The organism is Paenibacillus sp. FSL R7-0204 (genome assembly GCF_038002225.1).
Classification (GTDB): Bacteria; Bacillota; Bacilli; order Paenibacillales; family Paenibacillaceae; genus Paenibacillus_AQ.
In genome coordinates this window covers 738,816-753,935 of record NZ_JBBOCA010000001.1, presented here as the reverse complement: position 1 = coordinate 753,935, position 15,120 = coordinate 738,816, and the positions used below count along the sequence as shown (strand labels likewise).

Here is a 15,120-nt window from a genome sequence, read left to right as displayed (position 1 = left end):
ACCAGAACATGTATTTCGCCGCCTGCAGATAGGGTAGGGATGAAAAGCAGCGCTTATTGTAACACTAGAATATTCAGGGATTTTGCCGTCAGCTGCTTCACTTCTCCTTAGCCGGCGTTATAGGTACTTACTATACCGGGCCACCATGTAAAGCTCTGACCCGGCAGCAGACCCAGGAGGATAACTATGAATCAAGGCCGCCATCCCGTCACACCCGAACAGTTACAGCTCACGCTGGCTTCAGGTGCCATTACGGCATCCCGCCGCAAGCGCCAGACGCACTTCTTCCTGCGCCGACGCCCGAGGCTCCTGATTTCCCTGATCCTTCTTCTCCTGTGGCTGGCCGGAGTGATGCTCTACCAGACCCACAAGCCGCTGCCGCCCGGACTTTCTACGGAGAGCCCTGCTTATAAGGTCAATACGGTCGCCTTCTGGCATGATCTGACCTATCAGGACAACAGCGGGAAGCAGGCAAGGGAGGAACAGATTCTGCCCAGAATCCTGAAGATTATTGAAGAGTCCAGACAATTCCTGGTGATCGATCTGTTCCTGTTCAATAACTATACCCATACAGACCAGCAATTCCCCGCTGTCAGCAGACAGCTTACCGATAAGCTGCTAGCCCAGAAGGCCGCCTATCCCGCCATGGAGATCGTCTTCATCACCGATGAGGTGAATACGAATTACGGCTCTGCGCCGAACGCCCTCCTGGATGAGCTGAGCGCGGCCGGGATTAAGGTCATCTTTACGGATGTGGACGATCTGCGTGATTCTACACCGGCTTATTCGGCGGTCTGGCGTACCTTCATCCAGTGGTTCGGGCAATCCGGCACCGGCTGGATTCCGAATCTGATGGCCAGCGGAGGACCGGACATTACCGCCCGTTCCTATCTGAAGCTGCTGAATGTCAAGGCCAACCACCGCAAGGTCGTGCTGAGCGAGAACACCGCTCTGATCTCCTCCGGCAATGTGCATGACGCCAGCGCATATCATTCCAACATCGCCCTGGAGGTGCAAGGTCCTATTCAGGAGGATATTCTCCGGAGCGAGCAGGCAGCGGCTAATCTCTCGGGAGCCGGCCCCCTGCTAAGCAAGCCCCCTGAGTTCAAGCAGCCTGCCGCCGGTGAAGCTCCGCTTGGAGTCCGCTATCTGACCGAAGGCAAGGTGTACAAATATGCGCTGGAAGGGATTGCTGCTGCGGGACCCGGAGATGGCATCTGGATGGGTATGTTCTATCTGGCGGACGACAAAATTATTGATGCCCTGCTTGCCGCAGATGCTCGCGGTGCCCAGGTCAGATTGCTGCTTGATCCTAACCAGAATGCCTTCGGACGGGACAAAATCGGCATCCCGAACCGCCCGGTTGCGATGGACTTGGACCGCCGCTCGGAAGGAAATATCCTGATCCGCTGGTACAACACAGGCGAGGAGCAGTATCACAGCAAGCTGCTGTTCATCGCCAAGGCATCAGGCGACTCTATTGTCTTGGGCGGATCGACGAACTTCACAGCCCGGAATCTGGACGACTATAACCTGGAGAATGACCTTTGGGTGTCCGTTCCACGGGAACAGCCGTTGTATGCGGAGGTGGAGGGCTACTTCAACCGGCTATGGAACAACGAGGGCGCTGAATACAGCCTGCCGCTGGGAGAATATCAGAGTGAGACTACATGGCTTAAGTATCTCCTCTACCGGATACAGACCCGGCTTGGATTCACTACCTTCTGATGGAACAACAAAATCAACCTTACGGGTGAATGAGATTACCTGCGCGCCACTTATCCACAACAGAAGAAAATCATAATTTCCTAAACAACAACAAAAAAACGGTACCGTGTCCCAAAGGACGGTACCGTTTTTTATTCTGCTTGTCCGCTTACAGCAGCGGAGACATCAGCCGGGCTGCGGATTCCAGCAGCCGCTCCAGCAGTCTTTTCTCCATGAAGGTCTCATGGACAATCTGCCGGGTGGACTGCAAGTCACGCTCGAAGTCTGCAACAATGCGCGAGACACTCTCGGTCTGCAGCAGCAGCGCGTTCACCTCAAAATTCAGATGGAAGCTGCGCATATCCATATTGGCTGTTCCAATCGTAGCAATCTCCCCGTCTGCAATCAGCAGCTTGGAGTGGATGAAGCCCTTCTCATATTCATAGATCTTCACGCCCGACTCCAGCAGCGCCGGGAAGTAGGAATGGGACGCCAGGAACGGAATCCATTTATCCGGCTTGGCCGGGAACAGCAGGCGGACATCCAGCCCCGACATCGCCGCCACACGCAGCGCAGTCAGTATATCCTCATCGGGGATGAAGTAGGGACTGGCGATCCAGACCGATTTTTCCGCGGTAGTAATCATGGAGAAGAAAATGTTCTTGAGCGCACGCCGCTCATTATCCGGGCCGCTGGCAATAATCTGCACCGCCCCGTCTCCGGTAGTGAAGCGAAGCTGGGGGGAGAGGTAATCCTGTTCCAGGATTTTCTCGCCGGTCGTGTGCATCCAGTCCTGCAGAAAAATAATCTGCATCGTCCGCACCGCTTCGCCTCTCAGCAGCATATGTGTATCCCGCCAGAACCCGTAGGTCTTGCTGCGGCTCAAGTACTCGTCCCCGACATTCAGCCCGCCCATGAAGCCGACATCGCCGTCGATGACCACGATTTTGCGGTGATTGCGGTAATTCACCCGGCTGGAGAAAAAGGAGGTGGAGTTGCCGTAAGCAGCCACCTGCACACCCGCATCGCTAAGCTCCTTAAGGAAGGCTCTGGAGAGCTGGATGCTCCCGACCGCATCATACATGAACCGGACCGCCACGCCCGCACGGGCTTTCTCAATCAGAATCTGCTGAATGCGCGTGCCGATATGGTCCGCCCGGAAAATATAATATTCCATATGGATATGATGCTGCGCCTGCCGCAGCTCAAGCAGCAGCGTACCGAAGGTCTCTTCACCGTTGGTCAAGATGCGCGTCTCCGAGCTGAACGAAATCGGCGTCCGGCCCAGTCTCTGCGACAGACCCAGCAGCTTCTGCCGCGCAGGGCTGAACACTGACCAATCCTGGTGCATCCGCAGCGCGTCATTCTCAATCCGTTCATAGGCCATGAGATCGCGCTGGGCTTTTTTGTCATACTTGCGCCGTTTGAACACATTCTGTCCGAACAGGAAGTAGAACACCAGCCCCAGCACCGGAATCAGCGCAAGCAGCAGAATCCAGGATACGGTGGTAGAGGGATTGCGGTTCTCCATGAAGATACCGAGTCCGATGGAGATGACCGTCAATGTGGAAAAAATACTGATAATGGTTCCGGCGGTGCTGCCGAAAATCCCAAATCCAAAATAATAGAAAGCCACAAAAGCCGCTATAATGACTATGGCCTGCAGACCTCTTCTCATAGATACCCTACCTTCTCATTCCGCCGATTATCACCAAAATGACACATGTATATCTTACATTAAGAATCCGTTTCTTCCTACTGAAACCTGCAAATTTGTGTTGCTGCAGGATATATAATATAATTTCCCTGACCAATCAGTCAAATACAGAACTATCGAGTCAGAACGGGGGCCTATATAGCCTTGACCGCTAAAAGTATCACCAAAAAAGAACAAATCATCAAGACCGCCATGCAGCTGTTCGCTGTAAAAGGCTCCTCCTCCACCTCCATGCAGGAGATTGCCGAATTATGCGGGATCTCCAAAGGAAGTCTATATCTGATCTTCAAATCCAAAGAGGAGCTGGAGCGCAGTATATACATCTACTGCTTCCAGATGATCCATGATCCGCTGCAGCAGGAGGAGCAGGCAGCAGGCAGAGAGCCCCGGGAGAAGCTGCGCAACCAGCTCGAAATACTGCTCAGTCATGTGTACGAGCTGCGCGAATTCCTGCAGCGCCAATTCCAGGAGGTAGCCGGCCGGGGTGTGGCCGAGATTCCCGATTGGGTGAAGCAGAACAACGCCGCCCTGCTGCGATGGTTCCAGCAGAAGCTGGAGCTCATGTACGGGCCTGAGATTCTGCCCTATGCAGGCGAGCTGTGCGTGCTCAGCCACGGCATGATCAGCTCCAGCATCAAGCTGCTGTTCGGGCGCGAGACTGTTGTCTCCATCCCTGAACTGGCTGACCGGCTGGTGGACTGGCTGGACATTATGGTCGCCGGCCTGCTTGCTGGGCAGCCCTCCCCTCTGATCTCTTCCGCAGTCCTGGCCGTATGGGCCGAGAGTCAAGGAGAAGGGCCGGGCCAGAGCCCGCTTCAGCTGATCAAGGCGATGAAGCTCCTGCTCAGTGAAGCGGACGGAATCAGCCCGGAGCATGCCGAAGACGCTCTGGAGTCCCTGGGCATTCTGGAGAGCGAAATCCTCAGCACCCAGCCCCGGAAAGTGATCATTCAAGGGATGATTGCCAATCTTGAGGGATACCCCGGGCTGTCCGGCGAGCTAAGTCAATTGAAGATGTTATTCACACCCTATATGCACACTTCCTGCGGAATTCATTAAGGACAGAGGCGGCACGCCTGTAAGATCAAGAATAATTATATTGGAGGTTCCCTTTACTGATGAAAAGCCTAATTAATTTCTCGCTCCGCAACAAATTTGCCGTCTGGCTGCTGACGATCATTATTGTCTTCGCCGGTCTGTACAGCGGATTGACTATGAAGCAGGAGACCCTGCCTAACATTAGTATCCCTTATCTCAGCATTACTACTATTTATCCTGGAGCCGCACCCGAAGGGGTCGTGAATGACGTCAGCAAGCCGCTGGAGCAGAAGCTCCGCAATGTAGACGGCGTGAAGATGCTGACCTCCACCTCTCTGGAGAACGCCTCCAGCGTTACCATTGAATTCGACTACGGCACGAACCTGGACAATGCAACAGCAGCAGTGCGGGAAGCCTTGAACGAGGTGAAGCTGCCGGATAATGTGCAAAAGCCGCAAATCTCGCGCTTCAGCCTCAGCTCGCTGCCAGTCATCTCGCTCAGTATCTCTGATGAGAGCTCCGGCGATCTGGAGGAGCTGACCCGGGTTGCCGAGAACGATATCCGCCCGGCGCTGGAGGATATCGAAGGCGTCGCCTCTGTGCAGATTGCCGGACAATATGTCAAAGAAGTGTCCCTGAAGTTCAATCAGGAGAAGCTGAAGCAGTACGGACTGACCGAGGATACGATCAAAGGCATCATCCAGGCCTCCTCCCTGCGGGTACCGCTTGGATTGTTCGAGATGGACAAAGCACAGAAGGCTGTTGTCGTTGACGGCAACATCACTACAGTAGAGGACTTGCAGAATGTCAGCATTCCGCTGGTTCCTTCCGCCCCTGGTGCTGCCGGGGCAGGAGCTGCTGGTGCGGGAGCCGGGGCCGCTGGCGGTGCAGCTTCAGGTGGTGCTGCGGCTGGCGGGACTGGCGGTACCGGAGCTGCAACTGGCAATACCGCCGCGGGCGCGGGCGCCATGACCGGGCTGCCGACGGTGAAGCTGAGCGAGCTTGCCACTATCGAGGTAGTCGGCAAATCGGAATCAATCTCCCGCACCAACGGCAAGGAATCCATCGGGATTCAGATTGTGAAGGCCAATGATGCCAACACCGTCGATGTCGTGAACGGGGTCAAGGACAAGACAGAAGAACTGAAGAAACAATACAAGTCGATGGACCTCACCGTGCTGTTGGATCAAGGCAAGCCGATTGAGGATTCCGTGAACACGATGCTGTCCAAGGCTGCCTTCGGCGCCCTGTTCGCCGTGCTTATCATCCTGCTGTTCCTGCGCAATATCCGTTCTACCATTATTTCTATTATCTCGATTCCATTATCACTGCTGATTGCAGTATTATGCCTGCGGCAAATGGATATTACGCTGAATATGATGACGCTCGGCGCCATGACCGTAGCCATCGGGCGGGTAGTCGATGACTCCATCGTCGTCATTGAGAACATTTTCCGGCGGCTTACACTGTCCGGCGAGAAGCTGCGCGGCAGAGAGCTGATCAGCGCGGCTACCCGTGAGATGTTTGTGCCGATTATGTCTTCAACCATTGTGACGATTGCCGTCTTCCTGCCGCTCGCCTTTGTCAGCGGGATGGTCGGTGAGCTGTTCCTGCCATTTGCCCTCACTATGGTATTCGCGCTGCTGGCTTCACTGGTGGTTGCCATTACCCTGGTGCCTGCACTGGCCCATACCCTGTTCCGTAATGGACTCAAGAAGGGGAAAAAGGGTCACGAAGACAAGCCCGGCGCATTGGCGGGCGGGTATGTCCGAATCCTGGACTGGTGTCTCTCGCATAAGCTGATTACCTTGGGTGTTGCTGTCCTGCTGCTGGCAGGCAGTCTGTTCCTGATCAAGCCAATCGGCGTCAGCTTCCTGCCTTCCCAGGAAGAGAAGAATGTTACGCTTACTTTCTCCCCGAAGGCCGGTCAGACGCTGGAGGATGTGAAGGCGCTGGGCCTGAAGGCTGAGAAGTTCATTCTGGCCCAGAAGCATCTGGACAAAATGCAGTATTCTATCGGAGGCAGCAGCCCGTTCGGACTTAGCTCAGGCAATTCCGGGCTGTTCTATGTCACGTATGACAGCAACACGCCTGATTTTGACACGGTGAAGGAGAAGTTAATTGAAGGCTTAAGCCAAGAGGTGCCGGATGGCGTGTGGGGCGATCTGTCCGGCATGGCCGGAGGCGGGCTCGGCGGCAGCACCCTTACTGTCAATATCTATGGCGATACGCTGGAACAGCTCAAACCGGTAGCCGATGACATTGCCGGGATCGTTCAGGGAGATACCAAGAACTTCAAAGACGGGAAGACCAGCCTCTCTGAAGCCTATGATCAATACACCATCGTCGCTGACCAGGCCAAGCTTAGCTCACTGGGCCTAACGGCCGGACAGCTTGCGATGAAGCTGAGCCCTGCCGGAACCCGGCCTGTACTGACTGAGGTAGAGCTGGACGGCAAGAATTACAAGGTCTACATTGAGACGGACAAGGATTCCTACAATAGTATTGAAGAAATGAAGGCCGCCACGCTCACTTCGCCGCTGGGTATTACTGTACCGATTGGCGAGGTAGCAAGCATCGAACAGGGCCAGTCCCCGGATTCCATTACCCGTGAAGACGGAAAAATGAAAGTCGAGGTAACCGCCGACATTATCTCCAGTGACATTAATAGTGCCTCCAAGGCTGTGCAGGACAAAATAGATGCTCTTGATCTCCCGGACGGCGTGACCATCACCTTCGGCGGAGTCACCGAGCAGATTAATGAGACCTTCGGACAGCTTGGCATTGCTATGCTGGCGGCTATAGCGATTGTATACTTCGTGCTCGTAGTCACCTTCGGCGGCGGTCTGGCACCGTTCGCCATCCTGTTCTCCCTGCCGTTCACAGTCATCGGCGCTCTTGTTGCCCTGCTCCTGGCTGGCGAGACTTTGAACGTCTCGGCACTAATGGGCGCACTGATGCTGATCGGGATCGTGGTCACCAATGCGATTGTCTTAATTGACCGCGTAATTCATAAGGAGCAAGAGGGGATGTCTACCCGCAAGGCGCTGCTTGAGGCCGGGGCTACCCGTCTTCGCCCGATTCTCATGACTGCACTCGCGACCATTGGAGCCCTGCTGCCTTTGGTTACAGGCCTTGAGAACAGTGCCGGAATCATCTCCAAGGGGCTTGGCGTAACCGTCATCGGCGGCCTGGTCAGCTCCACGCTGCTGACCCTGGTCGTTGTACCGGTGGTGTATGAGTTCCTGATGAAGTTTCGGAGTAAGAAGACTTACGAATAAATAGGGGGATGAACTTCAGTTTCAGTTATATGGAGTGAACTGGGGAACCTCCGCTTCAGGCAGGACCGTGACTGCAGAGAATGTTTGGACTTCCGGTCGCTGTTAGGTTGGAAATTCCTGATTCGAACCGCTCTTCGCGGTAGAATTTCCAACCTAAAGGCGAACGCTATCGCTCCTACAGTTCCAAACTTCTCCTCCGCCACTCTCCCTGAAGGGGATTCTCCAGATCACAACCTATTAAAGTGAAAGCTTAAGTTCAAGACCCCCGAGCAGAAATAAGGCGCCCTTCCGATTGTTGGAAGGGCGCCTTGTTGATTGAGTATGGATGCTTATTAAGCCATGGCCGCCGCGCTGCTCTCCAGCGAAGCCTTCCAGGCACGCAGCATGTGCAGATCCTGCGGCAGGAATTCCTCCAGCATATGGCTGAGACCCAGATACAGAGGGCTGTCGGTTGCAGCGTTCATTCTCGCACAGAATTGTGGAGTCCACTTCAACAGATGCTCTTCGAGGAACCTCTCCTGAATCTCCAGAAGCTCCATCGCACTGCGGATTGAGAAGCTGTTGTACAGCATCCGCTCGTGCATCACCGCCATGAATTCCAGCTCAATGGCAATGTGGTCGTCGGCTTCGCCGCTACACTTCTTGAAGACAATACCCGCCGATGCGTACACATCTGAGAGCACGTTGCAGAATTCTTCCTCACGGCCCAGCTGAGCCGCTTCACGGGCTACGAAGGAGCTGACTGCGCGCTCGTTCATCAGACGCTTGTATTCGATTTTCTCTTTCTCGCAGATGGCCGGTAGCATCGACGGTTCCTGGCTGCACAGGTAACGCTTCAATTCACGGCCGCCTTCGGTCATCTCCGCAGCGACACTCATCTCACGGTTACGGCTCCACTGGGCGACCAGTGAGAGAGATGGTTTTCTTCCATAGAAGTCCACCAGCAGCTGATATATTAATCCCCGGCTCTCCAGCCAGCGGCTACAAGCCTCCGGCACAACAAGCGATGGAACAGTTGGTATGGTCATTTTGCAAATCCTCCCTACTTAGTTTGCCGGATGCCCAGGGTATCCTTAGGGATTGCCGCCTAGCCTTCCGGTATCATAGCTGTGCTTCGCAAAAGTAAAAGTATCTAAAGTTTGAATCTTCCGCACCTAAATTATATCGAATATGTTAAACGCTTTCGGTGAGCATTCTATGACCATTCCCTGGAATTGTCGCACTTTTGTCATAATTAGGCTGCTGCTTTGGCCTTCTGTCCCCCTATGCTTTAGATTGTCCGCTTGTGCATTGACGCAGCGGGCTGCTTTCTTTAAAATTTAAACTAAAATCAACAGGTGAAGGAGCAACGCTATGGAGCCGCTGACTGACCCTTTTGGACGCATACATGATTACCTCCGTATCTCGGTTACAGACCGCTGCAACCTGCGCTGTATCTATTGTATGCCCGCCGAAGGAATGCAATTCCAGCCGCAGGACGAGATTATGAGCTACGAGGAAATTGCCGCTGTGGTGGAGGCACTTGCGCCCCTGGGCCTGCGGAAGGTCCGGCTGACGGGGGGCGAACCGCTGGTCCGTAAGGATCTGGAGAAGCTGGTAGCCATGATCTCCGCTATACCCGGCATTGAAGATATCTCATTGACGACGAACGGGCTGATGCTTCCTGCCAAAGCGGCTATCCTGAAGCAGGCCGGGCTGTCCCGGGTGAACATCAGCCTGGATTCGCTGCGGCCGGACCGCTTCTCGATGATTACCCGCGGCGGCGATGTTGCCAAGGTGCTGAAGGGAATTGAAGCCGCTGAAGCCGCCGGCCTGTCCCCGATCAAGCTGAATGTCGTGCTGATGAAAGGCATTAACGATGACGAGATCAAGGACTTCATCGCCTTGACCCTGAACAGCCCGCTGAATGTGCGGTTCATTGAATACATGCCGATTGGCAGCGCCAGCGATGCCTGGCGGCAGACCTATCTGCCGCTGGAGACTGTAGTAGAGGCCTGCAAGGAAGCTGGCTGGACCATCGAGGAGGCCGACATGCCCTCCGGGAATGGCCCTTCCCAGAACCGGCGTGTCACCGGCGCGAAGGGAACCTTCGGGCTGATCCATCCGGTCAGCGAGCATTTCTGCGACAATTGCAACCGCCTGCGCCTGACCGCCGACGGCAACATCAAAGCCTGCCTGTACTGGCAGGACGAATATAATGTGCGCCCGCTGATCAGCCACCCTGCGGCGGTGCAGGCCCTGTTCCGCGAGGCGCTCGGCAACAAGCCGCATAACCATGAAATGGCCCTGGCCCTGGAGCACAAAGCCCAGAGCCACACCCCCACCGCGCGCCGCATGTCGCAGATTGGCGGGTAGTGCACGGAGACAAATGTAACAGGCCCATGAACAAGTTCATGGGCCTGTTTTATAACACATTCATAGTTGTCGAAGCAAGTGTGTGCTTCAGCCCGACTTCGGAAACTCCGAAATCGCAATCTCGAAATCCACGGATATCGTCCCCCGGATCACATTATGCTCACTGTCTAGTTTGGCGGATAGGTCTACGCTTTGCATAATCACATCGTCGCCTTTATACCGTTTGCGGGTGAGATAGTAGGTTGCCAGCTCGCTGCAGAATTGGGTGTAGTTTTTTTCATGGAGGAATTTGTTATGTTCACCAAAGATACTATAAATCTTCCGGTACGGAATATAATCCGCAAATCTCTGTAAAACATGATCCACGTCCCACTTATACTGATTAGCCATTTGAACAATTTTGAACAGCGCCATGAATATTTCATTTTCATGATTTGAGATGTATTCGACATATGCATCAAGAACCTCAATCTGCCCATCCATTAAGCGGTAAAGATACGTATTAGCCGTTCCCCAATCTATATATTGAGCCTTAATACGCCATGCTTCTTCGTCATCTTCCCGTATCCAGCTATGATCCATATATATAGGTATCATATCGAGTGCAGTTTTGTAATCTCCAATCTCTTCATAAACACTGGATCTCATAAGCTGAGCATATAATATATATGTATACAGCGGCCTTTTATATAACTTATGATCTCTATGCCTACGGCCTGATTCACCATGAAGGTCATAATGGACGGAGGCCACTCGGAGCATTTCTTCTACAACCTCAGATACCTTGTCCCATTTCTGAAGCGCAAGATAGATATCCGCCAACTCTTTCAGCGCATCCAACTGATTGACTTCATCCAGCTTATCGACATAATTCTCTAATAACGTAGCAGCAATTAGATTTTCCTGCGGATCATCGCCCAGATTAATCAGGAATAGCCGATATTGGCAGAGCGCCAGCCGTTCGGAATGCTGGTATTTCTCGCTGGCTCCCACATTGTCATAGATTAATGCAGCGGCTTGCCAGTTCTTCTGCTCAAATAACTCCTCGGCAACCTCGAACAGCAGCGGTGCATACAACAGATTATCCAGTAAATTCTGCGCCACCCGCTCAATACAATCCAGACGCGATAACGCCGCACATTGCAGCAGGAACGGCCGTAAACGCCGCCAAGTCGGTGTCGAATCATATAAACATTCATCCACATATTGACTGTAAAAGTAATCCTCCGGCAGCCCCATCCCGCTGGTCACACGGGTCAAATGATTCATCGCCAAGGCCTGCTGGCCTTTCATCACCCGGCTGAGTGTGCCGGAATGAATTCCGCTGGCAATCGCAAACTGATTAATAGACAATTTATGTTTTGTGAGATACGCCGCTATCTCGTCCCGGATTTTGACTGTATGCTCCACTTCAGTTACCACCTTTTTTTGTAAACGTGTCCATTGGATTTTATATTTGAAAGTTATTTTCTAAATCAATATTTAAGCAGGCGGCCGCTTGTTCATTCGATAGGCATTATCGTAGGTATTGAGCAGCTCATCCAGCACTATAGATTGCCGCAAAACCTCCGGATGATTCAAGCTGCCATATTGAATATGTAATTTATGAAGCTTAATTCTAGCTTGCTCTATACGAATTCTAACGATTGCTGGACTATGCATGGGAATCCCGCCTCCTTATGCAACATTATAGATTTTTATGTAAAATTGCAAAAAATAGGTCTCTTTGCATTATTCACTATATTGGTTATAGATACAATAATTTCAAAACTATAGCGCAACCAAACTAAACCGTCTACCCGACAGGCTAGGTTCTGAATATATCCCCTTTAAAAATCAGCAAATAAAAAACGTTCCCGGAATAAACGGGAACGTTGGTTGATGAATCAGTTAACCACCAATACCATGTGAATTAGTTTGGATTAATGACTGAATGCTGCTATCTTTTACAATCCCACTAGTTGAAATTGTAGACAAAATTACAACGGATAAGCTACATAGAACCAGAAGCTTGATAAATTGTTTTTTCATTTGGTTTGCACACCTCTCTCATTAAATATTTGTATCTTTCCAACTCTTCTAAACTGGCAACATCCCTGTATTGTTCAAACAAATTGACACAAGTGATTGCTACACTCTCATTGTTTATAATAGACGAAGATTCCAAACTTTGTAGTAAGAATTCAATCCCTCTGTTTCTCTTATTATGTAAATAATAGTTTGCCAATTCAGCGAGAAATCTAGCGTATTTGTCTGCCATAATCTGTGAGTTGTATTGACCGAATTCTGATTTATATGTTCGATATGGGATATAGGCAGAGAAGCGCTCCAGAATGTGATCAACATTCCAATCATACCAATTTGCACATCGGATAATATTGTACATCGCCGTAAATATCTCGTCGGTTTGTGCAGATATATATTCGACATACTCGTCTAGCACTTCTATTTGTCCGTCCAGCATGCGGTATAAGTAAATATTCGCAGTACCCCACTCTCTAAACTGAACTAACGTTCGTCTTGCTTCTTCATCATCTTCCTTTATCCAGCTTCCGTCCATATAGCGCGGCACAAGTTCTATAGCAGATTTATAATCCCCGTATTCCATGCAAATACTAGAGAGAAAGAGATGAGCGCGCAAAATGTAGAGATATAGTGGAGTTTTAATGTTACCCCGATTAAGGTTTGACTGGAGCTGGAGATTATAACGGAGTGTAGCCAGTCCAAGCATCTTCTCTGCGAGTTCATCAACTTTACGCCACTGCTGCAAGGAATAATAGACTTCCAACAAATCCTTCAACCCATCCAACTGATCCGCCTCATTCAGGCGCGGGATGTAGCTCTCGAACAGGGTGGCCGCGCGCAGGTTCGTGCTCTGGTCATCACCCAGGGCAATCTGGAACAGGCGGTATTGGCAGGTGGCCAAGCGTTCGGAATACTGGTATTTCTCGCTGGCGCTTACGTTCTCATAGAGGAGTGCCGCCGCCGGCCAGTGGCCCTGTTGGAACAAGCCTTCCGCTACTTCATACAGCATGGGAACATAGGTCAGATTATCCAGCAGGTTCTCCACCAGACGCCCGATACAATCCGTTCGCCCCAGTTCCGCACACTTCACAATGAACGGGCGAAGCCGCCGCCAGGTCGGTGCCGAATAATAGAAACACTCCTCCACATACAGACTGTAAAAAAAATCCTCGCTCACCCCCATTCCCGCAGTGATTAACTCCAGATGGCTCATAGCAATGGGCTGATGGCCATTAATAATCCGGCTCAGCGTCCCGGAATTAATGCCGGATCTTATGGCAAACTGATTAATGGACAGCCCATGCTGGGTTAAATAATCTGCAAGCTGGTCTCGAATCATGACTGCAGGCTTCAAAGCAACACCACCTTCCACATTCCATAATTTAGAACATTATGTTTATATCTGTATGGTAGGGGATGGGATTTCAACCGTCAATAGAATAGAGTCAAATAAAACAACTATAGCTCGAAAGTGTGAAGAATTCGAAACAGTTTGGCAACGGGCTTGCCGAATCTTACGGATAAGGGCTGAATCAATAATTTAGAAGTTATTGAATAAAGGCCAAGAACATTTCATTAAGGGGAGCGTTTATGAAAAGAATCGGCATCATTTCAATTTCCTTAATAATATTACTTGTTTTAATATATGTTTTAGTCAAACCAAATCCTAAGATTGTTAGCGTCAGTCTTATTTCTGAAACCGCTGAAACTACTTACACTGATAACGATAGTATCCGGGTATTCAACGATGCTATGAGAACTGTGAAAAAAGTACGCGGGGCTGTTGATGTGGGTCCACCAACGTATCGAATGAATGTTACTTACGCGGATACCGAAGTTGTGAGATTCAGCCTTTATTTAGATTTTAAAACCAAAAGTGGATTTCTGATTAAAGATAGTAATAGCGAAAAAATGTTGAAATTAAAAGATCGCAGCTCTAAAGAATTAACAGACCTATTGAGTAAAGTAAATACAAACTAAAATAGTCAGTTCAATGACTTGAATATCTGGAGCCAGCTTCGTATGCATTACAACAGCCCCCACAGCTGAACTCCCATATAAACGGCGATCCCCCAAATCAACAGGGCGGAAACGGTATTCAGCCCCTTCATGACTTTGCCGGAAGCATCCAGCCTGCCGAGCTGGCGGCCCGCTGCAGCAAGACCAAGGAACCAGAGCCAGGAGACAGTCACTGTCGCCGCCGCGAAGATCCAACGCACCCCCCCATCGTATTGCAGCGAGCTGGTCCCGATCACGCCCACCGTATCTAGAAGGGCATGCGGGTTCAGGAGGGAGACAGACAGCGCATAGAGTATCTGTCCCTTCGGCGAGAGACGGCCCGACTCATCCTTCGCCGGAGCGGAGTGCCAGATTCTCCAGCCCATGAAGGCGAGAAACAGAATGCCCGCTCCATATATAACAGGCGTGACCCAGCTCACCGAAAGAATGACCAAGGAAACTCCGCCGACTGCCGCAGCGATAAGCAGCGTATCGCAGACTGCCGCTGTCAGAACGACAGGCAGCGTACTGCGGAATCTCATATGCTGTGCCCCTTGATTGAAGACGAATATATTCTGTACGCCCAGCGGCAGAATCAGCCCGAAGGCCAGGATGATTCCATGAATAATGGCCTGTACCATTTCTTTTCCCCCTTCTATCTTCCTTATGATGCTTCCAGGGTAAACCAAGCTTCACAGGCTTCCTCCGGTTATAGCCTAATGATCGTACCCTGACCTAGTAACTTCCGTAACCATCCAAGTTCTTCGCCACTTACCAACCAAGACGAATGAAAGCGGAGGAATCATGATAGACTGGAAGAAAGAACGAAAGAGAGAAAGAAAGAAAGAAATGAGGGCTATGCTAGTCAATAGCGGCTATGAGGAGCGACAATCGCTCGGTAGCCCTCGCAGTGGCACAATGTGTTTGGTTTTTCGCATACATTGGGGCCGGTTGCCTGCGCTGAAGCACAATGTGTTCGCTTTTTCGCTTTTGTACAAT

11 protein-coding genes are annotated in these 15,120 nt (G+C 51.4%); 5 read left to right on the top strand and 6 right to left on the bottom strand.

Annotated features, from left to right (window positions below; all coding sequences use genetic code 11):
• The first annotated feature begins 186 nt into the window (after positions 1-186).
• Positions 187-1,728 carry a phospholipase D family protein gene (locus tag MKX42_RS03435; RefSeq protein ID WP_340751266.1) on the top strand — a complete coding sequence of 514 codons (1,542 nt, stop codon included), beginning with the start codon at positions 187-189 and terminating at the stop codon, positions 1,726-1,728.
• 148 nt (positions 1,729-1,876) lie between these two features.
• Here the strand turns inward: MKX42_RS03435 and cls are convergent, their stop codons facing one another.
• Positions 1,877-3,385: a cardiolipin synthase gene (gene cls, locus MKX42_RS03430; RefSeq protein WP_340751264.1), complete on the bottom strand. Its 1,509-nt coding sequence runs from the start codon at positions 3,383-3,385 to the stop codon at positions 1,877-1,879.
• A gap of 183 nt (positions 3,386-3,568) precedes the next feature.
• On the opposite strand from cls, the gene MKX42_RS03425 reads away from it, so the two are divergent.
• Positions 3,569-4,483 carry a TetR/AcrR family transcriptional regulator gene (locus MKX42_RS03425; protein ID WP_340751262.1) on the top strand — a complete coding sequence of 305 codons (915 nt, stop codon included), beginning with the start codon at positions 3,569-3,571 and terminating at the stop codon, positions 4,481-4,483.
• 59 nt (positions 4,484-4,542) lie between these two features.
• Entirely contained in the window at positions 4,543-7,743 is a 3,201-nt protein-coding gene (locus MKX42_RS03420) for an efflux RND transporter permease subunit (protein ID WP_340751259.1), read from the top strand.
• A 332-nt stretch (positions 7,744-8,075) separates the two neighbouring features.
• Here the strand turns inward: MKX42_RS03420 and MKX42_RS03415 are convergent, their stop codons facing one another.
• Entirely contained in the window at positions 8,076-8,771 is a 696-nt protein-coding gene (locus MKX42_RS03415; RefSeq protein WP_340751257.1) for a TorD/DmsD family molecular chaperone, read from the bottom strand.
• A 325-nt stretch (positions 8,772-9,096) separates the two neighbouring features.
• Between MKX42_RS03415 and moaA the strand changes: the two genes are divergently transcribed.
• Complete coding sequence (gene moaA / locus MKX42_RS03410; RefSeq protein WP_340751255.1) at positions 9,097-10,098, top strand: GTP 3',8-cyclase MoaA; 1,002 nt, start codon at positions 9,097-9,099, stop codon at positions 10,096-10,098.
• 87 nt (positions 10,099-10,185) lie between these two features.
• Here the strand turns inward: moaA and MKX42_RS03405 are convergent, their stop codons facing one another.
• From MKX42_RS03405 to MKX42_RS03395, 3 genes are all read right to left on the bottom strand, one after another.
• Positions 10,186-11,508 carry a helix-turn-helix transcriptional regulator gene (locus MKX42_RS03405; RefSeq protein WP_340751253.1) on the bottom strand — a complete coding sequence of 441 codons (1,323 nt, stop codon included), beginning with the start codon at positions 11,506-11,508 and terminating at the stop codon, positions 10,186-10,188.
• A gap of 72 nt (positions 11,509-11,580) precedes the next feature.
• Positions 11,581-11,760 carry an aspartyl-phosphate phosphatase Spo0E family protein gene (locus MKX42_RS03400; RefSeq protein ID WP_340751251.1) on the bottom strand — a complete coding sequence of 60 codons (180 nt, stop codon included), beginning with the start codon at positions 11,758-11,760 and terminating at the stop codon, positions 11,581-11,583.
• A 331-nt stretch (positions 11,761-12,091) separates the two neighbouring features.
• Positions 12,092-13,477 carry a helix-turn-helix domain-containing protein gene (locus tag MKX42_RS03395; protein WP_340751248.1) on the bottom strand — a complete coding sequence of 462 codons (1,386 nt, stop codon included), beginning with the start codon at positions 13,475-13,477 and terminating at the stop codon, positions 12,092-12,094.
• Between the two features lie 236 nt (positions 13,478-13,713).
• Here MKX42_RS03395 and MKX42_RS03390 point away from each other — a divergent pair, with 236 nt between their 5' ends.
• On the top strand, positions 13,714-14,103 hold the full coding sequence (locus MKX42_RS03390) for a hypothetical protein (protein WP_340751247.1): 390 nt from the start codon (positions 13,714-13,716) through the stop codon (positions 14,101-14,103).
• A 47-nt stretch (positions 14,104-14,150) separates the two neighbouring features.
• Here the strand turns inward: MKX42_RS03390 and MKX42_RS03385 are convergent, their stop codons facing one another.
• The gene (locus MKX42_RS03385; protein WP_340751245.1) at positions 14,151-14,762 is read right to left on the bottom strand and encodes a LysE/ArgO family amino acid transporter; all 612 of its coding nucleotides are present in this window, start codon (positions 14,760-14,762) and stop codon (positions 14,151-14,153) included.
• Positions 14,763-15,120 lie beyond the last annotated feature (358 nt).

Excerpts from the sequence above, each read along its gene's own strand:
- MKX42_RS03435 (WP_340751266.1), top strand. The coding sequence starts at position 187 with ATGAATCAAGGCCGCCATCCCGTCACACCCGAACAGTTACAGCTCACG.
- cls (WP_340751264.1), bottom strand. The coding sequence starts at position 3,385 with ATGAGAAGAGGTCTGCAGGCCATAGTCATTATAGCGGCTTTTGTGGCT.
- MKX42_RS03420 (WP_340751259.1), top strand. The coding sequence starts at position 4,543 with ATGAAAAGCCTAATTAATTTCTCGCTCCGCAACAAATTTGCCGTCTGG.
- MKX42_RS03415 (WP_340751257.1), bottom strand. The coding sequence starts at position 8,771 with ATGACCATACCAACTGTTCCATCGCTTGTTGTGCCGGAGGCTTGTAGC.
- moaA (WP_340751255.1), top strand. The coding sequence starts at position 9,097 with ATGGAGCCGCTGACTGACCCTTTTGGACGCATACATGATTACCTCCGT.
- MKX42_RS03400 (WP_340751251.1), bottom strand. The coding sequence starts at position 11,760 with ATGCATAGTCCAGCAATCGTTAGAATTCGTATAGAGCAAGCTAGAATT.
- MKX42_RS03390 (WP_340751247.1), top strand. The coding sequence starts at position 13,714 with ATGAAAAGAATCGGCATCATTTCAATTTCCTTAATAATATTACTTGTT.
- MKX42_RS03385 (WP_340751245.1), bottom strand. The coding sequence starts at position 14,762 with ATGGTACAGGCCATTATTCATGGAATCATCCTGGCCTTCGGGCTGATT.